This is a genomic window from Gluconobacter sp. OJA (assembly GCF_039638325.1).
Taxonomy (GTDB): domain Bacteria; phylum Pseudomonadota; class Alphaproteobacteria; order Acetobacterales; family Acetobacteraceae; genus Gluconobacter; species Gluconobacter cerinus.
The window spans coordinates 226,218-247,814 of record NZ_JBDIWI010000002.1; the positions used below are offsets into that span (position 1 = coordinate 226,218).

Consider the following 21,597-nt stretch of genomic DNA (forward strand, 5'->3'; position numbering starts at 1 on the left):
CGGACATTCCGACCATGATCAGTCTTTTCGACCTGTTCCGCATTGGCCTCGGCCCGTCTTCTTCCCATACAGTCGGCCCCATGCGGGCAGGACACGCCTTTGCCGAGGCCCTTCCAGAAAACATATCTGTCGCCAGAATTCAGGTGACCCTTTATGGCTCCCTGGCATGGACCGGCGTTGGACACGCAACAGACACAGCCGTTCTTCTCGGCCTCGAAGGATGGCTCCCGGATCAGATTTCGCCTGATCATGCCAGACAGATCATCGCAAAAATCCAGTCTAGAAAACATCTGACACTCCGGGGCCAGACCATCCCTTTCGACCCGGCGTCCGATACCGTCTTCGATTACGAAACCGTTCCTCCTGTCCATCCGAACACGCTCCAGTTCGAAGCTTTTGACAGTACTGGAAAATCTATCCTACGGGAGCGCTACTGCTCGATCGGTGGTGGTTTCATTGTTCCGGAAGACCACTCTACCGAGGCCACTATCATCCCGCCCGTCGCCGTTCCTTATGATGTCATATCGGGGCGCAAACTGCTGGATGATTGCCAGAAGAGCGGCCTGACTATTGCTGGCCTGATCTGGGCCAATGAAACAACACTCCGGGCCGATAACGACGTCACTGCTTATATTGATCGTATTCTCGATACGATGATGGACTGCATCGACCGGGGACTAAGAGAAGACGGCATTCTTCCTGGCAAACTGCATGTCAAACGCCGCGCACGCACTCTTCACCGCAAGCTGGAAAGTGGAACCCGCTGGAATCAGCGCGCACCCCACGAAATCATGGATTGGGTGAGTCTTTTCGCAATCGCCGTGAATGAGGAAAACGCTGCGGGCGGACGCGTTGTAACAGCTCCGACCAATGGTGCCTCCGGCGTCATTCCTGCCGTTCTGCGCTATTACAGGGACTTCTGTCCCGGGGCCTCACGGGAGGGCATGCGGGATTTTCTTTTGACCGCCACGGCTATCGGCGCCTTGTTCAAGCGCAATGCTTCCATTTCTGGTGCAGAAGTAGGCTGTCAGGGCGAAGTGGGCGTCGCATGCTCCATGGCCGCAGCCGGGCTTGCCGCAGCGTTGGGCGCCACACCGGATCAGGTTGAAAATGCTGCTGAAATCGGCATGGAGCATCATCTGGGCATGACCTGCGACCCGATTGGTGGCCTCGTCCAGATCCCCTGCATCGAGCGCAACGCGTTTGGAGCCATCAAGGCCATTAACGCGGCCTCACTCGCGATGCGCGGTGACGGAGTGCACCATGTTTCTCTGGATCAGGTGATCCAGACGATGCGCGAAACCGGCGCGGACATGAACCATCGCTATAAGGAAACATCGCTGGGCGGTCTGGCCGTCAGCTTTCCGGAATGCTGAGACCGTTGCAGCCACATTGCGAGTTATTGCGTTCATTTTCTACTTGATCGGTTCAGACTTCTTGACCCGGCGCGAAGAAGGCTGGCAGGACCGGACATGTAACGCGCGGGGTTTGAACCGGGCGTATCTTCCCTTGCCCGACACTCCTTCTTGGACGTCCTCCATTGGCCGATACCTTGCCCACTCCTCCAAGCCCTACTCCCAAGCCCTTACCTCCGGGACATGTCTCCTCACAGCACGCCCTGCGCCGTAAGGACCGTATCCATCATCTGAGACGCTCGGCCCGCGCCACGACCACCCAGTGGCGGCGCACTGTCATCTACTGGATCGGCGCCGTTCTCATTGGTGTTGTCGCCGTGCTTTTCGCCCGCATGGGTGACGCTGCGGCTGATCTGAGAACGCGGATCCTGGAATGGCACCCCTGGGCGATGCTGTTCGTGGCCCCGGCAGGTCTCGCTTTCATCACATGGATGACCCGAACCCTTTTCAAAGGTGCACAGGGCTCAGGTATTCCGCAGACAATTGCCACCCTGCACATCGAGAATTACACGATGGTTGACAGGGTTCTGGCGCTCAAGATCTCGGTTGGGAAAATTCTTCTGACCTGTCTGGGCCTGCTTTGCGGTGCATCGATCGGGCGCGAAGGGCCAAGCGTTCAGGTCGGGGCATCCATCATGCATGCCTTCTCCCGCCTCCTCGGACAGTCCAACATTGCCGCAAAGCGCAGCATGATCCTTGCCGGTGGCGCGGCTGGTATGGCCGCAGCATTCAATACACCGCTGGCCGGCATCGTCTTTGCGATTGAAGAACTCTCCCATTCTTTCGAACAGCGCACCTCCGGACGGACGCTGACCGTCGTTGTTGTCTCCGGTGTGACGGCCATCGCGCTGTTGGGAAACTACACCTATTTCGGCCATGCCGACGTTGATATCCCGGTTGGTACAGCATGGATCGCGGTGCTGACCTGCGGCATCCTCGGCGGACTGGCAGGTGGAACGTTCGCGGCACTGGTCATCAAGGCATCGCGTGGTCTTCCAGGCCCTGTCGGCCGTTTCGCCGGGAAGCGCCCAATCGCATTTGCGGCAGCTTGCGGGCTCGTACTGGCTATCATTGGCCTGATCTCCAAAGGGACAACCTATGGAACGGGCTATGCGCAGGCTCGCGCCATCTTCTCGGGCACAGAGCACTACCCAGCTTCTTTCTTCGTCCTAAAATATCTGGCGATGCTGGTGTCCTATTGCTCAGGCATTCCGGGCGGCATGTTTGCGCCATCGCTGGCGATTGGTGCTGCGATTGGAGGCTGGGTTGAGCAGTTTCTGCCCCACACCACGCCCGGCGCAGTCGTACTATTGGGGACAGTCGCCTATTTCTGTGGCGTCGCGCAGTCGCCCCTCACAGCGACCATCATCGTCATGGAGATGTGTGACAACCAGCAGGTGACGCTTGCGCTGCTGGCCACGTCCTTTCTGGCGTTTGGTGTCTCTCGCATGGTGTGTCCTCGCCCACTGTACACCGCGCTGGCTGACAGATTCATGGAAGCCAACGAACATGCCCTGCGACCGCCCAGACCTGAGGCGCCAGAATCGAACACAGCAGCCACCGAAAATAAAAAAGCGCTCTAAGGAGCGCTTTTTTATTAAGAAACGAGGCTTAAGATTCTTTTCGTTAATAAGTAATTAATTCGACCCCAAACTCTTCCAATACGCTTCGATCTCTCTATCCATCAGTAAATCTATTTTACTGCACGATAACGCCTGATTAATCGTGAGTTTTCCGGCATTTCTTCATCTATTCAGAGATGCCGCCGTGAAAATAAATTTCACATAAAGATACAAAAATCCAAAATCCGTATTGTTTTTAAAATTCGAACATGCGATTGAACCGCCGCGCCCGAAAAGAACGCTATTTCAGGCGCTTCACCGCAATAACAATCCTATATGCCCATAATCAAAATTATCTTTGATTGATTCAAGGGCATTCATTATGGGCGCACATGCGTCTTTCCCCAAGAAAAGACATCCTAGTGAATCACAGAAATCCTTCCAGATATCCTGATCCTTGCCATGATGGACTGAACCGTCGTCAGCACAATACGACCGTCAGCGGACTCTATATTTCAGGAAAGAATGACTACCTCATTGTGAATTCTGGTGGCACCGCCATCAAGACAGCAGTCACAGCAGGCGGTCATGTGGAGGTTTACTCTGGTGGCAGAACCATCAGCTCCATTCTGACAGTTCCAGACACTGAGGAAGTCATTTACTCCGGCGGAACGGCAACAGGCACAATCGCCACCAAAGGCGCGGGCCAGACCGTCAACACCGGCGGCGTTGCCAGTGACACGGTTGCAAGCAACGGCAATCAGTTCATCTTTGGTGGTTCAAGCTTCAATGCCTCTATCCAGAGTGGCGGCAAGCAGACCCTGACATCGGGAACGGCAACGGCCAACACCGTGACCTCTGGCGGTACAGTGGCAGCGACCGGCGGCACGACAGTTCGTGATCGTATTCAGGCGGGTGGCGTTGAGAACATCAGCCAGAATGCCGTTGCCTCAGGTGCGACTGTTTCGGGCGCTGCCGCGAGCCTAAATGTTTCGAGTGGTGGCCGCGCCGTCAACACGATCGTCAATGCTGGAGGCAACATCGTTGTCGGAAGTAAGGGCATCGCAAGCGGGACGACAATTTCGTCTGGCGGATCTCTTGTCATTCAAGGCGGAAGCATCACCGATACGATACTTGTTCCCGGTGGCCAGATCGACATCGGCACCCTGGATTATAAGGGCAATACGGCTGCCAAAATCGTCGGTAACGTCCTGACCGTGACACAGGGCAAGGCATCCTACACCATCAAGCTCGTAGGCGATTACTCCCAGTATCACGCCCATTTCTCCCCAGACGGAAATGGCAAGACAATCATCTCGCTGGATAAGGGAGCAGAAGTCTGCTTCCTCGCGGATACGATGATCCGTACCACAACCGGTGACATGCCCGTTCAGGACGTCCAAATCGGCGCTGAAGTTCTCGCTTGGACGCCCGAGGGAGAGCAGGTTCGCCCGGTCGTCTGGGTTGGTCGGAAGCATGCCATTGTCCGTCAAGGACTGGCCCCGGATGTCGCGGGTTATCCGGTTCGCATTTGCAAGAATGCGATTGCAGATGGCGTTCCATCCAAAGACCTTCTGGTGACACCAGAGCATAGCCTGTTCATTGATGGCGGCCTGATCCCGGCCCGTATGCTCGTGAATGGCCGCAGCATTATTTACGACACCTCCATCACATCCTACGATTACTTCCATATCGAGACGGATGTGCATTCTGTCCTTACGTCTGACGGAATGCTGACCGAGAGCTATCTCAACACAGGCAACCGGGACGGCTTCACACAGGATGGCGCTGTCGTAAGCCTGAGTAGCCCGGTCCGCACATGGGAAGCTGATGCTGCTGCACCGCTGACTGTCAGCCGCAACAAGGTTGAGCCTGTTCATCACGCTCTTGCCGAGCGCGCGATAAACCTTGGGTTTGATGACGTCCGTGACACCAGAGCAGTGGTGACAAACCCGGACCTGCATTTGATCACACCAGCCGGTAAAGTGATCCATCAGTCCCGTAAGAGCAATGGTCGCGCGATCTTCACGCTGCCATCAAACGTCCGCAGCGTGCGCCTTGTCTCAAGAGCAGCCAAACCATCCGACGCTATTGGCCCATTTGTGGATGATCGTCGTGAACTGGGCGTGCTGGTTGGGAACATCACCCTGTATACTCCTGAGAATACACGTACGATCACGTCGCATCTGGAAGAGACTGATCTTTCAGGCTGGGCTGACAAAGAGAACTCTGCCATTCGCTGGACACTCGGCGATGCCCAACTCGATCTTGGCTCCAGTGCTGTAGAACACGGCATGTCTCTTCTTGCCGTAGAGATCGTTGCTGGCGGACCATACATCGACCAACCGAACACCGAAGTCTCCGCTCTTCAGGCATAAAACTGAAAACGGCCACCCTACCCAGGGTGGCCGTGTGACGAAGACTCAAAAACAATCCGGCCGTGGAGCTTTCTGCTCTTGGCCGGATTTTTATCATTCAGACAGAATGGAATGTGCGGCAGCGTCTGCTTCTGCAGCACAGTCAGCAGCATCTGGTGCAGGGGCCGTAGCCTTCATGGCGCGCAGTTCTTCCCGGGCAGCGGCAAGATCATCCTGCAATTCCGGAGCCGCAAGAAGCGCATCCATTTCAGACGATGCATTCAGGAAGCCAGCCTGCACGTCTGACTTCCAGTGCGCCCCACAGACAATCCGGCTCTCACCAAAAACACGCCCGCGCTGCAGAAGCATGGTGGCATGTTCAGGCATCAGATGAGCAAGCAAAAGAGCCATGCCATATCCTGCCGTCGTATGGCCTGATGGATATGAGGAATGCAGACCCAATCCCTCGGGCGACGTGCAGATTGGTAGGTTCGTGCCAACGAACGGCCTGGTCCGATGCCAGTAATGTTTAGCTTCTGACGTCCGGTGAATGATGGGATTTTCCATGCGCTTCAGCACAATCGCCAGATGGGGCGCCTTCGCCAGATCCAGCGTGTAGCCGACGGAGCAGGAGAAATCGCGGACAAGGTGCGGCACTTCCAGATCTGCATCTTTCTGTGCAAGCGCCCAGCGTGGCGTATCTTTCAAGGCGCGTGTCTCACGGAAAATACGGTCATCATCTGCCTGCGCGGCACTGCCTGAGGCTGGTGGCTGCGGCAGAACCAGACGGGCATCCGGCACAGCGGATTCCGGCAATGGCTGCCGGGATGGTGTTTCACAGGCAGAAAGAAGAGTAGCGCACATCAGAAGTGCAACAGGCAGGCGGACAGACGACATCATGCGGCGCAGGGTCTCACAGAAGGGAATAAAGACGATCCACTTTCATAATGTTCTCTTCCTGTCGGGGGAAAGTGTTTCTTTATGACCGTTGCAAGTCGTGCCTAGAGACACATCTGAAAGATGGCAGAGTTGCCGTGCTGTGCAATGATGCTCATCAACGCCTCACCCCAGGAGAAAAGACATGTCCTCCACAGCACCGCGCGTCTCAATCCGATATTGCACGCAATGCAACTGGCTTCTGCGGTCTGGGTGGATGGCGCAGGAACTGCTTTCCACGTTCGGGCAGGCTCTCGGGGAAGTTGCCCTGATCCCTGATACCGGCGGGCGCTTTGAAATTCATGTGGATGACGTGCTCGTCTGGGAACGCAAGCGCGATGGAGGATTTCCTGGCCCGAAAGAGCTCAAACAGCGTGTCAGGGATATCATCGCACCTGAACAGGACCTTGGTCACACAGACCGCTGATACTCATCCCGGAGAAAGACTGTCAGATCATTGGAGGGCCAGTTCTCCGGGATCTGCTTGAGCATGTCGCCTACAAATCCCCGGTGGTAAGTGGCGTGATTGACGACATGAAGAATGATCTGTTCACGGGTCATAACCCCAGGCTGGCCATCAACATATGTGAATGAAATCGGGCAGCTCAAATCATCCACGCTCCATTGCCTGACGGCATTCAGATACCACTGATGCATGGATTGCGTGGCCTGCCAGAGCGCTTCGAGATCGGGCACCTCATCGGTCTGACGTGACCGATACCCATGATCCTGACCCTGAAGATGATGGCGGAAAATATCGTCGACGACATAGACATGGTTCAAGGTGCCCAAAAGGGTGCTGAACGTTGTCTGCCGCGGTTTCACAATCTCCAACTGCGGTAACTTGAGCAGAGCGTCGTATGTCAGCCTGTCAGCCCAAGCGCGATATTCCAGGAACATGATGAGCGTCTGCAAATGAGGCGAAGAAGATAGTCTGGGCATATGGCACCTCATTCCGATATCGTTCCATATGTGCCGTATTTAGCCAATCGAGGCAATTCAATCAGCCTGAAGTACCTCATTATTAGAACGCTATAAGCATATTTATGCTATATCCGAGAACACCCTATCCATGAAATGATTTGCGAGATCCTTTTTCAGCCCGCGGGGACCCTTCCATGACCGCAGCCTGCGCCAGCCGCTCTCCTGCATCCGTTGACCTGCCACGGAACTGCACGTTCGAACCCGCAGACTGGCAGATCCTTGCCAAGTCCTGGTACCCGGTCGCCCTGTCCCGTGAACTCGGGGAGCGCCCGCTTGGGGCGGTGCTGCTGGATGCACCTCTCGTCATTTACCGCTCTGGAGATGATATCGTCGTTGCCGATGATCTGTGCCCTCATCGTGGTGTGCCGCTAAGCATGGGCAATGGAAACGGCGAGACGATTGCCTGTGCCTATCATGGTTTCCGGTTTGGCCAGGATGGCCGTTGCGTGCGTGTGCCTGCCCATCCGGACAGCAAGATCCCGCCGAAGCTCCACCTGAAGACCTACCCTGTTGTAGAGCGGTTCGGCCTCATCTGGACGTGCCTACGCCCCGAAGGAGAAATCAATCTCCCACCGATGCCGCATTGGGACGATCCAGCCTTCCAGCAGATCACCTGTCCATCCATCGACATCAAGGGCTTCGCAGGACGTCAGGTCGAAGGCTTTATTGACGTGGCACATTTTGCCTTCGTCCATACCGAGACTTTTGCAGACCCTGAGAACCCGATCGTTCCATCCTATTCACCCAAGCTGACGGAAACGGGGTTCGAGGCTGAATATCGCAGCAACGTCTCCAACTTTCCGCACGGGCTTCTGGGCGTTGAAGAGTTTGCGGACTTCGAATGGCTCCGGCATTTCCGGGTTTTCCTGCCCTTCACGGCAACGCTGGAAATCCACTTCCCGAACGATGGCAGGCTCGTCATCATGAATGCAGCCTCACCGGTTTCGGCTCGTGTGACACGCATGTTCGCGCCAATCTGCCGGAATTTCGATACGACTGGCTCCGTTGAGGATGTTTACGAATTCAATCGCCGTGTCTTTGAAGAAGACCGTCAGATTGTTGAGGCGCAGAAGCCGGAAAACCTGCCTCTTGACCCCAACCTTGAGGCGCATGTGATGGCAGATCGCAGTTCCATCGCCTATCGCCGGGGTTTGCGTGGGATGGGGCTGAGCCAGTTTTTCACAGCCTGAACGCAAAAAAGGAGGCCCGAAGGCCTCCTTTTCATGACGGTCTGAAGCAACGTTCAGCTTGCAGCGGACAGATCCACAACACCAACTGTCCCATCTTCCGTTCCAAAGATGATAGCCCCGCCCTGCGGAGTAAAGGACACGGACGTCACCTTGCCACGGGCAGCTTTCTGGCCTGAGCAGAGAGGCAGCACACGCTGGTCCCCGCCCCCGATCTCAGCCAGAAGAACAGTCCCGTCTTCGTAGCCGGCCGCAATGATGTCTTCCTTCGGGTTGGGGCAAACAGCGCTGACAAACAGCCCCGGAAGACGGGCAAGCTCGGACGGTGCCTTGCCCATCGGGCCGCCACCGAAGAACGGCCACAGCACAATGGCATCCGCCCCGGCTGTCGCCAGCCAACGGCCATTGCGCGTAAACGCCATGGACCGCACCTGCTTGGGATAGCCGCTCATACGCATGTTGTGCCCATCGGCCAGACGCCAGCCATGCAGATCATTTTCCTGCATGGACGTCACGAGAGCTTCCCCACCCGGATGAATGGCAATGCCAATATGGCTGCCTTTCCATTCAAACGGGCGCACCGTATCGACCTTGGCCTGCACGAACCAGACAGACGCACCGTTGTAATGCGAGGCCGCAACGCGCTTGCCCTTGGCATCAAAAACAATGCCCGTCACAGATGACGGATGATCCAGCTTCTTGAGCGTTGTCGTGCCTTCAGCCGCCCGGACTTCAAGCTCCCGGCCAGCCGAGAACGCGAAATGCGTGGTGGATGACGCAATGCAATCGACCCACCGGCGTCCTTCGCTCAGAACCTCCGTCCGGCCATCGGCATAAGTGCGGACAAGTTTTCCGTCCTCGCCGCCGGTCAGAAATGCATCCGGCAGGCTGTCCTGTGACAGGCACAACGCCCCCTCGTGAACCGAGAGAACCGTCCAGGCGCCAAGCGTATTCATCTTGTCGCGCGGAATGAGAATGATCTCACCATCCGCCGTGGCAGCGGCCAAAGTCTTGCCATCGCGTGACGACACAACGCCAATGATCGGGCTTTCAAAGCGGCGTTCTGCGCCGCGATCTTCAATGATTTCCCGTGTCATTCCGCGATGCAGCTTTCAAAGCCGCGACGAAGCTGCGGACGGTTCAGATTACGGCCAATGAAAACCAGACGGGAATCCCGGCTTTCTCCCTCACGGTAGGGGCCGATGAAATCACCATCTGCCATCATATGCACGGCCTGAAACGCAAAGCGCTGATCTTCACCCTTGAAGTGCAGAATGCCCTTGGAGCGCAGAATATCGCCACCCTGCTCCTGAAGAAGCGCACCGATCCAGGCCTGGAAACGACGCTGGTCAATCTGCTCCTTCACCGAGAGGGAAATGCTGACGATGCCCTCTTCGTGGGAGTGATGATCGTTTTCCAGAAAGTCCGGCATTGTGGTCAGGGCACGCTGAAGATCAAAGCCGCCGCGATCCAGAATATCCGTCAGCTTGACGCCGCCGTGCTGGGCTTCATGAATTTCCGCAACGGCATTGATCTGACGGATGCGCGCAACGATCTCCTTGCGGCGCTCTTCATCCGCAAGATCGATCTTGTTCAGGACAATCACATCCGCAAAAGCGATCTGGCTGACAGCCTCGGGGCTTTCGTCCAGCGTCTGCATGATGTTAAAGGCGTCTACAACCGTTACGACGGCATCCAGACGGGCCTTCTCGCGGATGTTTTCATCTACAAAGAATGTCTGTGCGACCGGGGCCGGATCGGCAAGGCCTGTTGTCTCGACGATGATCCCGTCAAAGCGCCCACGACGACGCAGCAGCCCACCGAGAATGCGAATCAGATCGCCACGCACGGTGCAGCAGATGCAGCCGTTGTTCATTTCGAACACTTCCTCGTCGGCATCCACCACGAGGTCGTTATCCACGCCAAGCTCACCAAACTCATTGACGACCACGGCATATTTGCGGCCGTGCTCAGCAGTCAGGATATGGTTAAGCAGGGTGGTTTTACCGGCGCCAAGAAAGCCGGTCAGAACAGTAACGGGAACGGTTCCGGCGCGTGCCGGATCACTGGTGCTGGACATGGGGGTGCCTCCGTAATCTGCTTACGATATAGGCCCGCGCGCCGTGTCTTGAAAGCCGTTGCGATAGGCCAACCCCAGACCGAGCATCAGAAATCCCCATCCACCCAACGGCAGATTCATGAAATCCGAAGAGGACGCGATGGGCCATTCCTGAATGAAGACCGCAGCAAAAAGACCGATTGCAATGGCTGAACCCTGCCGTCCCGGCCAGAGCGCCTTGAGCCAGCAGGCCACCATCAGCACAAACAGGATCAGGCCCGGGATGCCGGCATTCACCAGAGCCTGAAGATAATGATTGTGCGGATGCTGAACACAAAGATCGCGCCAGCCTTTTTCTGGCGTTGCCATGGAAAGCCACGACAGACCGTGGAACGTCGCCGGGTCATCACAGTGATGGCGATAGGCGTCATAGCCCTGCCCCAGCAAAGGATGTTCCTGCGCCATCACCACAGCATGCGTGTAAATCTCGCCGTAAGGAGACTGGCTGAAATGCGTCAACTGCTGCCGGGCAAGCACAACGAGATGTGAGAAGCTACCGGGCGACAGCGCACTTGCTGCAAAGATCAGAAGCGGCATCATTGCCGCCGCAACAAGCGCTGCCGGGCGCATCGGCCGATACAGAAGCGCGCAGATGCCAATTCCGAACAGCGACAGCGCGAACGGCATTCTCTGCCCCGCGAGGACCATGACGGCCACAGCAAGAACCGTCGCAGCACAGAGCCCCAGAGTGCGGGACCAACGACTTTTCCAACCCTCGATCAAAGTACAACCAAGCATCAGCATCGGCAGAATAAGGCGTGACAATGGGGCAGCGGCACGGGGATGCGTGTAAGGGCCTGTGAGAGTGCCATCATGGAAGCGCGGCACGCCGAACAGATTTCGCCCGAACGCCGCCTGAACCATAATCTGGAATGCAATGTAGAGCCCGCATCCACACGTGACCCAGAGCGCTCTTCTGCGCCAGACGTCATCGCGCAACAGCCAGCAGCCCAGCGCTGCGGCAGCCAGCGGAAAGCGGATGGCCGCCAGAGACTGGCCCAGTGCCCCATGCCCGGGCGAGACCCAGACTGTGCACAAAACCTGCCAGCCCCACCAACAGAAGGTCGCGATGACCCAGGGCTCTCTTGCCCAGCCCCATTGCCGCGTTCGTGCCGACTGCACCAACAGCAGAACGGCAAGAATATCGAGGTCTGCTTCCGCCAGCCCTCTGAGATGCGTGAGTGTCAGCGGCAGCAGAACAGCAAGCCACTGGCCGAGGCGGGTCAGGGAAAAAGAAGACAGGCGCATGGACATTGTGGATGGCGGGTTTCGACTTTCCATGCAACCACCTCCATCCGAATGCGCTTTTTTGAAACAGTCCCTTTCTTATGGAGACAGGCATGTCCTCAGACACCATTCTCATTCCCGGCATCGACACTCCGGTTTCCCGCGTAGCTCTCGGCACCTGGGCCATTGGCGGCTGGATGTGGGGCGGGCCGGACGATGAAAACGGCGTTCGCACCATCCATGCAGCTCTCGATGACGGCATCAATTTCATCGACACGGCACCCGTCTATGGCTTCGGGCACTCAGAAGAAGTTGTTGGCCGCGCACTGGCCGAAAAGCCCAACAAGGCTTTCGTCGCGACAAAGCTGGGCCTGAACTGGACGGATGATAAACCCGAAGACCGCAAGGTTTTCCGTGACTCCCGCCCTGCCCGCATCCGCAAGGAAGTGGAAGACTCCCTGCGCCGCCTGCGGGTCGAGACGATTGATCTCGAACAGATCCATTGGCCCGATGACAAGACGCCCATCGATGAAAGCGCACGCGAGCTGCAGAAACTTCATCAGGAAGGCAAGATCCGGGCGCTCGGCGTTAGCAACTTCTCGCCGGAGCAGATGGATATTTTTCGCGAAGTTGCCCCACTCGCAACAATTCAGCCCCCGCTGAACCTGTTCGAACGCACCTGCGAAAAAGATATTCTCCCATATGCCAAGAAGAATAACGCCGTGGTGCTCGCTTACGGCGCGCTCTGCCGCGGACTGCTCTCCGGCAAGATGAACAAGGACACGAGCTTCCCAAAAGATGACCTGCGTTCAGGTGATCCGAAGTTCCAGAAGCCGAAATTCGAGAGCTATCTCACCGCAGTCGAAGACTTCAAGGAGCTAGCCGCCAAGCGCGACAAGTCCGTTCTCGCCTTCGCTGTACGCTGGGTTCTGGATCAGGGGCCAGTTATCGCACTTTGGGGCGCACGCAAGCCTGAACAGGTCTCCGGCGTGAAGGATGTATTCGGCTGGTCTCTGACCGACGAGGAAAAGAAGGCCGTAGACGAAATTCTGGCACGTCACGTCCCGGATGCGATTGACCCGACCTTCATGGGGCCGCCGAACCGCGACTGAAAGCAATGGCTGCCTGACGCAACGCGACAAGGCGCGCGCGGGCAGCCTCCAGACTGAACAGAGCGGCCCGTTCGCGGCCCTTACGGCCCAGCTCCGCTCTGAGTGCTGGGTTATCCATCAGTTGACCCAGCGCCGCCTCTAGCGCTCCGGTAGCATCCGGGGCCGCTAGCAGGGCCGCATCCCCAACTACATCCGGTAGAGCGCCAAATGGCGAGACGATCACAGCCGCCCCGCATGCCATGGCTTCCAGTGCCGTCATGCCAAATGGCTCCGGCCAGCGGCTTGGCACAACAACAATAGCCGCTTCCGTCATGGCTTCCAGAACATCCGGATGGGACCGATAGCCCGTCATCAGAAGATCAGCCTGCACCGCCTGAGGCCGCAGCCGAGTCAAAAACGGGGTTTCCGGTGAATCCGGGCCGAATCTGTCAGCGCCCATAATGACTGCTGTCCAGTCCGGATACCGATGCCGCAGACTTGCCCAGGCTGAGACAAAAGCATCTACCCCCTTGTCGGCAACGACCCGTCCCGCGAACAGAACCTGTTTTTTCCGCGGGCGCTCAGCTGGCAATACGGACAGATCCACACAGTTCGGCTGAATTTCGACGCGTGGCGGTATATCGCTGCCTTCTGCAAAACACGTCGCAACCCATCGGGACACAGCGCATACCAGCACCCTTGCGGCGAGCCGGGATCTTTCTTTCGCAGTTTTGGCGCCCCTCATGGAGCGCGGATCATTGTGCAGAATCAGCCGGACGGGAGCGACACGAGACAGCGCCATGGCCAGATCGGGCCTGTTATGAACCTCGATCAGATCGGGCCGGAAGTGTCGGGCTGCGCGAACGCAGGACAGCGCATAGCTCAGGCGTTGAGGGAGTGGCCATATGCCACGCTTCAGGGGAACAAATTTGCCGCCCGGCAATGGCACGCCGGAGACAGCTCTGCCGATAACCCGATCATCACAGAGGGCCACGCGGCTGACGAGCAGGGAAATCGCACCAGCGTGGCCCTCAGCATAAAGTTCACGCGGCGGCAGAACCGTCAGTACACGCAGAGACACTGCTCAGCCCTTTTCCAGATCCGGCCCGACAAACAAGGGGCCGAGCGAGGATGAGGCTTAACAGCCTGAGACAGAAGAGTGAAAGAGGCCTTCTCAGGAAGAGATCTGGCGCTTTTCCTGTTCTAGCTTCTGGCGGCGCACCACTTTACGATTCTCCCGTAGCAGACGGTATTTTTCTAGCGCCGTCATGTTGGCAGACCTGTTTTTCGTGGAAAGACGTGGCTGAGCGTCAGACGAGCGCACGGCTGTATTTCCGGGGTTCACGAGAGAGGCCATTATCTTTCCCTACAGCTAGAAAGAGAATCCAGACACGAAACGTAATACAATTCATACTACCGGTTTCTGAACACTCGCAAGGCTATATCCGCCCAACGCGTAATACGGCCCGGGGGTTTCCACTCTTGAGTTCGCGGAGTGTATCGCGCACATGCGCTATAAGACGTCTTTTCTGTTCCGCGCCCTGAATGCCGGAGCGTCTCCCAGGAGCATCCAATGAAGATCAATGGCATTGCCTATCGCAGCATCTGGCGCCCGTCTGACGACGCCAAAAGCATCCGCATTTTCGATCAGACCCGCTTTCCATGGGAAGTGGAGGTGCTTGAACTCCGCGACGTCGGCGCTGTCGCGCATGCAATCCGCAGCATGCAGGTTCGTGGTGCTCCGCTGATTGGTGCTGTCGCGGCCTATGGTCTGGTTTTTGCCCTGCAGAACGACGCATCCGATGCTGCGCTGGAAAAAGCAGCTGCTGATCTGATTGAGACACGCCCGACCGCCATCAACCTGCGCTGGGCCATTGAACGCATGGTGACGCGTCTGCGCGCGCTCACGCCAGCAGAGCGCGTTGAAGCCGGATATGTGGAAGCAGATGCGATCTGTGATGAGGACGTGCAGGTCAATGAGGCCATCGGCCGCCATGGACTGGAACTGATCCGCGAAATCTGGGAGCGCAAAGGTAAGACAGGCCGCGTCAATCTTCTCACGCACTGCAATGCCGGCTGGATTGCCACGGTGGACTGGGGAACAGCACTGGCCCCCATCTACATGGCGCACGACGAAGGTATCCCTGTGCATGTGTGGGTGGATGAGACACGCCCCCGCAATCAGGGCAGCCTACTCACGGCCTGGGAACTCGGCAGCCATGGTGTCGCGCATACCGTCATCGCGGACAATGCTGGCGGCCATTACATGCAGGCTGGCGATGTGGACATGGTCATCGTCGGCACGGACCGCGTGACCGCGCAGGGCGATGTGGCCAACAAGATTGGCACCTACCTCAAGGCGCTCGCAGCCAAAGACAACAACGTCCCGTTCTGGGTGGCACTCCCGTCTTCCACGATCGACTGGCGTGTTCGGGACGGCGTGAAGGAAATCCCGATTGAAGAGCGTAGCCAGACCGAAGTCCTGTTCATGACGGGTCTGACGGATAACGGCGCTCCGGGCCGCGTCCGTATTGCACCGGATAACAGCCCGGCCGCCAACCCGGCATTCGACGTCACACCTGCCCGTCTGGTCACAGGCCTGATTACGGAACGCGGCCGCTGTGATGCTTCGGAAGAAGGGCTGAAGGGGCTGTTCCCTGACGGGCAGTAAACCCGCCTCCTGACAGTCCTGTGAGGATAGGCCCCTGCCAGAAACAGGGGCCTGACTTGCCTTCAACATGAGGGTGTACGCTTCTGTCGATGCACCCGGGTTTGCACTCTGTCAGAGTTTCCTCATTAGGGTGCGCCTGATCAGTCTGCCCGGCTAAAACTCTCCGCAAAATAACGGCACCGGTTGCGAGCAGTCACGCCATGCTCTGCCCCAACTCTTGACGCCCCATCGCACTTGCCGTTCAAGATGCAGGTTCATCGAGCCAGCATGAGGATGATTGTGTCAGACTCGCATATTTTCTGGCGAACAGCTGCTACGGCCGCCCTGTTCGCACTGACCGGCTGCGCCAGTCAGAACAGTGTCCGTCCGTATCCGGCCCAGACTCCCAACGCACAGTATGCGAACGGCACAACAGGTCCGGTGGGCTACAACAGCCACGTTCCGGACTTTGCGACCCGTAATTTCGAGCCGTTCAACCGTCAGGACGTTGCAGCCATTGCCCTGCGTGAATGGCGAATGTTCGGTGCCCCCGTGTCAGATGATGACCCGGAAGACCGACCGGAACCCACCGATCCTGCCCTGAAGCCGGAACGCATTCCGGGATTGTGGCAGCGCATTGGTGAATACTGGTGGATCGGCCAGGACCCATATGAAACGGAAGCTGGCTGGACGGGCAAAACCGATGCGAACGGCACACGCTTCGAAGCCGTACATGACGGGCGCTACGCCTGGTCAGCGGCATTCATTTCTTACGTCATGCGTGTCGCCGGCGCGAATGACCGCTTCCCGTATTCGCCTAACCACGCGACCTATATCAACGCGGCCGCCAGTGGGCAGTCCAGCGGTGTCAGCGCGCACGATCCGGGAAGCTACACCCCGAAGATCGGCGATCTGATCTGCGTAGGCCGTGGCCGTAGCAAGACCGTGACATTCTCGATGCTGCCTACGTCTTACGGTTTCCCGGCCCATTGCGGCATCGTCGCGGCCGTCAATCAGAATGACCAGCCGTTCGGTCATGAGCTGAGCATCGTTGGCGGCAATGTGGACGACGCCGTGTCCCTGACACATGTCCCCACAGATGCGAACGGCCGGATCGCTGATGGTTCAGGCCACAGCTACGACAGCCGCTATCCGTGGTGCGTCGTCCTTGAAGTCCGTTATGACGCCGATCAGGAACCTGACAGCGGCATGTGAACGAATGGCAGTCCCCCGGCGCGCCAGCCCGTGCCGGGGCCATGCTTGTCTTCGAAGCCGTCAACAATATTGCTTACATCTGCATATCCGGCATGTTCAGCCAGAAGCGCTGCATTATGGGAGCGCATCCCCGACCGGCACAGAAACAGGACGCGGCTGTTCTGATCAGGCACGGCATTCAGCAGTCCTTCCAGAAACATCTGTTCCAGACCCGGCTGCCACGTCAGACACACAACGGGTCTTGGCAGGGCAGAAGAATCGGGCAGACCAATCTCCGCCCATTCCACAGGTGTCCGCACATCGACGAGGATGCTGTCGGCTTCATTTGCAAGCACGTCCCATGCCTGCTTTGCTGTCAGTACCTTCATGGCCTTCCTCATCCCTACAAAACGCGGTCTATAATTCCGTTAGCACAGGAGTGAACGTATGACTGACATCACCAGCCCACACCAGTCCGTTTCGGCAGGGTGGCAGAGCACCTCCTCCAGCATGACGGCCGCCATTGGTGGAACGCCGCTCATCCGTCTGAAGCGCGCCTCCGAAGAAACCGGCTGTGACATCTACGGCAAGGCGGAGTTCATGAACCCCGGCGGGTCTGTCAAAGACCGTGCAGCACTTGCCATTATCGAAGATGCTTTCCGCACTGGCGCTCTCAAGCCCGGCGGAACCGTTGTCGAAGGAACGGCTGGGAATACTGGCATCGGACTGACGCTGGTGGCCCAAGCCATGGGCTGCAAGGCGATCATCGTCGTGCCGGAAACCCAAAGCCGCGAAAAGCTCGACTTTCTACGCATGATCGGCGCAGACCTGCGACTGGTCCCCGCCAAGCCCTTCCGTGACCCCGGTAACTACGTTCATGTGTCGCGTCGTCTGGCTGAAGAAACCGGTGCTTTCTGGGCTAACCAGTTCGACAATACTGCCAACCGCGAAGGCCATCGCACTACGACAGCCGTCGAAATCTGGAACCAGACGGGCGGAAAGATTGATGCCTTCACCTGCGCCTGCGGCACCGGCGGCACTCTGGCAGGCATCGGAATGGGCCTGCGGGAACAGGCTGCGGCAGCCGGGAAGACGGCCCCAAAGATCGTGCTGGCTGATCCTGAAGGTTCGGCACTCTATGGCTGGGTGAAATCCAACGACCTGACCATCAGCGGCGGTTCCATCACGGAAGGTATTGGCCAAGGACGTGTCACAGCCAACCTTGAGGGCTGCGCACCTGATGATGCAGAGCGAATTGCAGACCCGGAAGCGCTGGAGCAGATCTTTGCCCTGACGGCAGAAGAAGGCCTGTCCGTAGGTGGTTCGTCAGGTATCAATGTTGCAGCAGCTATCCGAACTGCAAGGAAGCTTGGTCCTGGACATACGATTGTTACAATCCTGTGCGATGGAGGGGCAAGGTATCAGTCCAAGCTGTTCAACCCTGAGTTCCTTCGTGCGAAAAACCTCCCGGTTCCCTCCTGGCTGGCGTAAGCACGAAAGTGGCGCGGCGGACCTGAACCGCGCCACAAGCCGATGGAAGGTAACATCATCATGGGTACAGAAACCCTTCCCCATCTTCTGGTCGTCGATGATGACCGTGAAATCCGGGAGCTTCTGAGCAAGTTCCTCGAACGGAACCACTTTCGCGTCACGGCTGCGCGCGATGGTCGTGAAGCCCGAAAAGCCTGGGCCAATGGTCATTACCAGCTTGTGGTTCTGGACCTGATGCTTCCGGGCGAAAGCGGCCTTGAAGTCGCCCGCTGGCTGCGCACACAGGATAATGTCCCCATCATTATGCTGACGGCCATGAGCGATGAAACCGACCGGATTATCGGGCTGGAGTTTGGTGCCGATGATTACGTCGCCAAACCGTTCAATCCCCGCGAACTCCTCGCCCGCATTCGCGCTGTGCTGCGCCGGACGGTTGATGCATCCGAAAAGCGCCAGGCCACAGACACCCGCAAGATCATGTTTGCCGGCTGGTGCCTCGACCCGGTCCGCCGCCGTCTGCTCAACCCGGATGGAGCAGAAATCTCCCTGACGGGTGGCGAATATGACCTTTTGATCGCGCTGCTGGAACGCGCCAACCGCGTCCTGACCCGAGACATGCTGCTTGAGCTGCTTCGCGGCCGTCAGGCTGGACCGTTCGACCGCGCCATTGACGTCGCCATCAGCCGCCTGCGTCGCAAGCTGGAAGATGACGGCCGAAATGCACAGGTCATCAAAACCGTGCGTGGTGGTGGTTACGTCCTTGCAGCAGAAGTCGAACGCGTCTGACCGTGCGCTTTTTTCCCAGTTCCCTTGTCGCCCGCACCAGCCTGCTTCTGATTGTCGGGCTGGGCGTTATTGAACTTGCGGGACTGGGGATCCACGCGCTTGACCGCCTTGATCTGGCTGAACGCAGCCAGATGCATGACTATCAGATCCAGGTCTTTTCCATTTACCGCACGATTGCGGAAACAAAGGCGGAAGACCGGAAGAACGCCATAGACGACCTGCACATCCCGTCGAACACAACAGTTCTGCTGCTTCCGACGCCGGATCAGGAAATCCATAGCCATAAAATCCCGCTCCCCTTTTTCGCATCCGGGGGGCTCTCTCAGGGGCGATTTCATGCACCGCCGCCGGGCTTCGGTCCGGGCGGGGCTCCGTTTGGTCCAGGAGGGATGATTGAACCGGGCCTTCCGGGAGCAGCCCCGCCGGGTGAAGAACATCCATCTGGCGCTCCGGAACACGGCCCTTTCCCTGACGAACGGAACTTTGACCGCCCTCATGAAGGCGGCCCCGAAGGATGGTACGGGCCGGGACTGGGTGGCCGCGAAGGATATCGGGAAATCCCGCCTTTCATGCGCGGATCGTTCCTGCCTTCATCCCTTTATCCACTGGAAGTCTGGGCCGGGCAGGAACTTCGTACACATTCCACGTCGATGCTGTTGCCAGATGGTCAGTGCTGGCTTGTCATCCGTTACGTCATGCCCTTGCCCAACCCCTTCGAAGCGCCGACATTCATCATTGCGTTTTTGATGATGTCCCTCTTCGGAGGTGCCTTGATCCTCTGGGCTACACGTCGTCTGATCGCCCCCGTCACGACGCTAGCCACCGCTGCCGAAGCGCTTGGCCGGGACGTGAACAGCTCAACGGTTCTTCCGGAAAACGGCCCATCAGAGATCCGTCGGGCGGCTATTGCCTTTAACACGATGTCCATGCGGATCCGTCGTTTCGTCTCGGATCGAACGCTCATGCTCACGGCGATCGGGCATGATCTGCGCACACCCATCACACGACTGAAGCTGCGCGCCGAGTTCATTGACGATGATGAACTGCGCAACAAGATTCTGGCGGATCTTGATGAAATGGAGGCCATGGTGGCCGCCACACTGGCTTTCGGTCGTGACAGCGCATCTAATGAGCAGGTTGTCTTCCTTGATCTGCGCACCCTGCTGCAAACCATCATGGATGAAGCAGCCGAAAGCCATCCGGATCAGGCAGACGCGCTTGTCTATGAGTTGCCGATGCAGCCAGTCCGCATTCAGGCACGGTCCGTGGCACTCAAGCGCGCGCTGAACAATCTCATTCTCAATTCTTTGAAATATGGTGGAAGTGCGCATGTCACGCTCATTCCACCGACAAAAAAGAAAGAAAAAGATCGCACTGCCCGCATCATCATTGAGGACGATGGCCCCGGCCTTCCCGAGAGCGAGCTTGAACGGGTTTTCGAACCTTTTGTGCGGATCGAAACCAGCCGCAATCGTGAAACAGGTGGCACCGGCCTGGGACTTTCCATCGCCCGGACAATCCTGCGGGCACAGGGCGGCGACGTGCGCCTTCAGAACCGTGGCGAAGGTGGCCTGCGGACGATCATCACACTAGCGGCGTAGCCTCTCTCCTCATCACTTCTCTGCCATCCATAGCCTGAACCGCTCAAAGGCGGTTCCAATCTGGTCAGCATGTCTTTCTATGTCAGGGACGCCCCAACACAGGAGAGCCAAGGCATGAGTGACCAGAACTTTCGCAGCATTCTGACAGGATCATTTTCGACACCATGCGCAGACAATCCGACTGTCGCCATGATCGAAGCCGCATACATCCATGAAGGGCTGAACGCGCGTTACATCAACTGTGACGTCAAGGCAGACAATCTCGCTGACGCCGTTAAAGGTGCCAAGGCCATGGAATGGGTCGGGTTCAACTGCTCCCTGCCCCATAAGGTCGCGGTTCTGGAGCATCTCGATGCTCTGGATAAGTCAGCAAAACTGATCGGGGCAGTTAATTGCGTCGCTATCAAAGACGGGCGCCTGACGGGCCATAACACGGACGGCAAGGGGTTTCTGGCTTCCTTGAAAGAGATCACAGATCCAGCCGGGAAACGCGTTCTCCTTCTTGGTGCAGGTGGAGCTGCACGTGCGATTGCCGTTGAACTGGCACTGGCCGGCGTCGCCCATCTCACCGTCGTCAATCGTGACGTCAAGAAAGCCGAGACCATTGCTGCGCTCGTACGTGACAACTCAAGCGCAGATGCCGAAGCCAAGCCCTGGGAAGGCGACGTTTCCGTTCCCGAAGGCACAGATATCATTATTAATGCCACATCCATCGGCCTTGGTGACCCGGAGGCGATTCCTCCTGTGAACATCCAAAGCCTGACCAAAGGGCAGATTGTTGCGGACGTCATTCCCAACCCACCGCAAACACGCTTCCTTCAGGAAGCCCACGCGCAAGGCTGCACAACCCTCGATGGCTTGGGAATGCTGGTTAACCAAGGCCTGATTGGTGTTGAGATCTGGCTGGGCAAAACGCTCGATGGAGACGTGATGGCCCAGACACTGGAAGAAATTTTTGAATCATCCGGAGACTGACCTCCGAGGCCCCTCCGTCTGG

At 57.6% G+C, this 21,597-nt stretch carries 20 protein-coding genes; 12 read left to right on the top strand and 8 right to left on the bottom strand.

Features of this window, described 5'->3' with window-relative positions; translation table 11 throughout:
* The first annotated feature begins 14 nt into the window (after positions 1–14).
* From ABDK75_RS11490 to ABDK75_RS11500, 3 genes are all read left to right on the top strand, one after another.
* A complete protein-coding gene (locus tag ABDK75_RS11490; RefSeq protein WP_339405731.1) occupies positions 15–1,376 on the top strand; it encodes an L-serine ammonia-lyase in 1,362 nt (453 codons plus the stop codon).
* A 371-nt stretch (positions 1,377–1,747) separates the two neighbouring features.
* Positions 1,748–2,998 carry a chloride channel protein gene (locus ABDK75_RS11495; protein ID WP_346006179.1) on the top strand — a complete coding sequence of 417 codons (1,251 nt, stop codon included), beginning with the start codon at positions 1,748–1,750 and terminating at the stop codon, positions 2,996–2,998.
* Between the two features lie 401 nt (positions 2,999–3,399).
* The gene (locus ABDK75_RS11500) at positions 3,400–5,355 is read left to right on the top strand and encodes a Hint domain-containing protein (RefSeq protein ID WP_346005953.1); all 1,956 of its coding nucleotides are present in this window, start codon (positions 3,400–3,402) and stop codon (positions 5,353–5,355) included.
* Between the two features lie 93 nt (positions 5,356–5,448).
* On the opposite strand, the gene ABDK75_RS11505 is transcribed toward ABDK75_RS11500, so the two are convergent.
* Positions 5,449–6,234: a phosphatase PAP2 family protein gene (locus ABDK75_RS11505; protein ID WP_046899996.1), complete on the bottom strand. Its 786-nt coding sequence runs from the start codon at positions 6,232–6,234 to the stop codon at positions 5,449–5,451.
* 181 nt (positions 6,235–6,415) lie between these two features.
* On the opposite strand from ABDK75_RS11505, the gene ABDK75_RS11510 reads away from it, so the two are divergent.
* Positions 6,416–6,697 (top strand): SelT/SelW/SelH family protein, encoded by a 282-nt coding sequence (locus tag ABDK75_RS11510; RefSeq protein ID WP_046899997.1) that lies wholly within the window; start codon positions 6,416–6,418, stop codon positions 6,695–6,697.
* Here the strand turns inward: ABDK75_RS11510 and ABDK75_RS11515 are convergent.
* Complete coding sequence (locus ABDK75_RS11515) at positions 6,682–7,212, bottom strand: DinB family protein (protein ID WP_346005954.1); 531 nt, start codon at positions 7,210–7,212, stop codon at positions 6,682–6,684. The genes ABDK75_RS11510 and ABDK75_RS11515 overlap by 16 nt on opposite strands.
* Positions 7,213–7,388: 176 nt before the next feature.
* Here ABDK75_RS11515 and ABDK75_RS11520 point away from each other — a divergent pair, with 176 nt between their 5' ends.
* Positions 7,389–8,444 carry an aromatic ring-hydroxylating dioxygenase subunit alpha gene (locus ABDK75_RS11520; protein ID WP_346005955.1) on the top strand — a complete coding sequence of 352 codons (1,056 nt, stop codon included), beginning with the start codon at positions 7,389–7,391 and terminating at the stop codon, positions 8,442–8,444.
* Between the two features lie 53 nt (positions 8,445–8,497).
* On the opposite strand, the gene ABDK75_RS11525 is transcribed toward ABDK75_RS11520, so the two are convergent.
* Genes ABDK75_RS11525 through ABDK75_RS11535 form a run of 3 tightly spaced genes read right to left on the bottom strand, consistent with a single transcriptional unit; the run spans position 8,498 to position 11,841 of the window.
* Positions 8,498–9,538 (bottom strand): WD40 repeat domain-containing protein, encoded by a 1,041-nt coding sequence (locus ABDK75_RS11525; RefSeq protein WP_211495938.1) that lies wholly within the window; start codon positions 9,536–9,538, stop codon positions 8,498–8,500.
* Positions 9,535–10,521, bottom strand: a complete 987-nt coding sequence (locus ABDK75_RS11530; protein WP_211499922.1) for a GTP-binding protein — start codon at positions 10,519–10,521, stop codon at positions 9,535–9,537. Before ABDK75_RS11530 ends, ABDK75_RS11525 begins: the two co-directional genes overlap by 4 nt.
* A gap of 21 nt (positions 10,522–10,542) precedes the next feature.
* A complete protein-coding gene (locus ABDK75_RS11535; RefSeq protein ID WP_346005956.1) occupies positions 10,543–11,841 on the bottom strand; it encodes an O-antigen ligase family protein in 1,299 nt (432 codons plus the stop codon).
* Positions 11,842–11,900: 59 nt separating this feature from the next.
* On the opposite strand from ABDK75_RS11535, the gene ABDK75_RS11540 reads away from it, so the two are divergent.
* On the top strand, positions 11,901–12,899 hold the full coding sequence (locus ABDK75_RS11540) for an aldo/keto reductase (RefSeq protein ID WP_211501914.1): 999 nt from the start codon (positions 11,901–11,903) through the stop codon (positions 12,897–12,899).
* On the opposite strand, the gene ABDK75_RS11545 is transcribed toward ABDK75_RS11540, so the two are convergent.
* A complete protein-coding gene (locus ABDK75_RS11545) occupies positions 12,874–13,953 on the bottom strand; it encodes a glycosyltransferase family 4 protein (protein WP_346006180.1) in 1,080 nt (359 codons plus the stop codon). The two genes, ABDK75_RS11540 and ABDK75_RS11545, sit on opposite strands and share 26 nt — an antisense overlap.
* A gap of 99 nt (positions 13,954–14,052) precedes the next feature.
* Positions 14,053–14,235, bottom strand: a complete 183-nt coding sequence (locus ABDK75_RS11550; RefSeq protein ID WP_046900004.1) for a hypothetical protein — start codon at positions 14,233–14,235, stop codon at positions 14,053–14,055.
* A 216-nt stretch (positions 14,236–14,451) separates the two neighbouring features.
* Between ABDK75_RS11550 and mtnA the strand changes: the two genes are divergently transcribed.
* Together mtnA and ABDK75_RS11560 are read left to right on the top strand one after the other, a co-directional pair.
* On the top strand, positions 14,452–15,549 hold the full coding sequence (mtnA, locus tag ABDK75_RS11555) for an S-methyl-5-thioribose-1-phosphate isomerase (protein ID WP_346005957.1): 1,098 nt from the start codon (positions 14,452–14,454) through the stop codon (positions 15,547–15,549).
* A 273-nt stretch (positions 15,550–15,822) separates the two neighbouring features.
* Entirely contained in the window at positions 15,823–16,743 is a 921-nt protein-coding gene (locus ABDK75_RS11560; protein WP_086634000.1) for a DUF2272 domain-containing protein, read from the top strand.
* On the opposite strand, the gene ABDK75_RS11565 is transcribed toward ABDK75_RS11560, so the two are convergent.
* A complete protein-coding gene (locus ABDK75_RS11565; protein WP_174694771.1) occupies positions 16,719–17,111 on the bottom strand; it encodes a rhodanese-like domain-containing protein in 393 nt (130 codons plus the stop codon). The genes ABDK75_RS11560 and ABDK75_RS11565 overlap by 25 nt on opposite strands.
* A 58-nt stretch (positions 17,112–17,169) precedes the next feature.
* Between ABDK75_RS11565 and ABDK75_RS11570 the strand changes: the two genes are divergently transcribed.
* The 4 genes from ABDK75_RS11570 (at position 17,170) to aroE (ending at position 21,575) form a co-directional block, all read left to right on the top strand.
* Positions 17,170–18,213, top strand: a complete 1,044-nt coding sequence (locus ABDK75_RS11570; protein WP_086634001.1) for a cysteine synthase A — start codon at positions 17,170–17,172, stop codon at positions 18,211–18,213.
* A gap of 60 nt (positions 18,214–18,273) precedes the next feature.
* A complete protein-coding gene (locus ABDK75_RS11575; RefSeq protein WP_046900890.1) occupies positions 18,274–18,999 on the top strand; it encodes a response regulator in 726 nt (241 codons plus the stop codon).
* Positions 19,000–19,001: 2 nt separating this feature from the next.
* On the top strand, positions 19,002–20,600 hold the full coding sequence (locus ABDK75_RS11580; RefSeq protein WP_346005958.1) for an ATP-binding protein: 1,599 nt from the start codon (positions 19,002–19,004) through the stop codon (positions 20,598–20,600).
* A 114-nt stretch (positions 20,601–20,714) separates the two neighbouring features.
* The gene (gene aroE, locus ABDK75_RS11585) at positions 20,715–21,575 is read left to right on the top strand and encodes a shikimate dehydrogenase (protein WP_346005959.1); all 861 of its coding nucleotides are present in this window, start codon (positions 20,715–20,717) and stop codon (positions 21,573–21,575) included.
* Positions 21,576–21,597 lie beyond the last annotated feature (22 nt).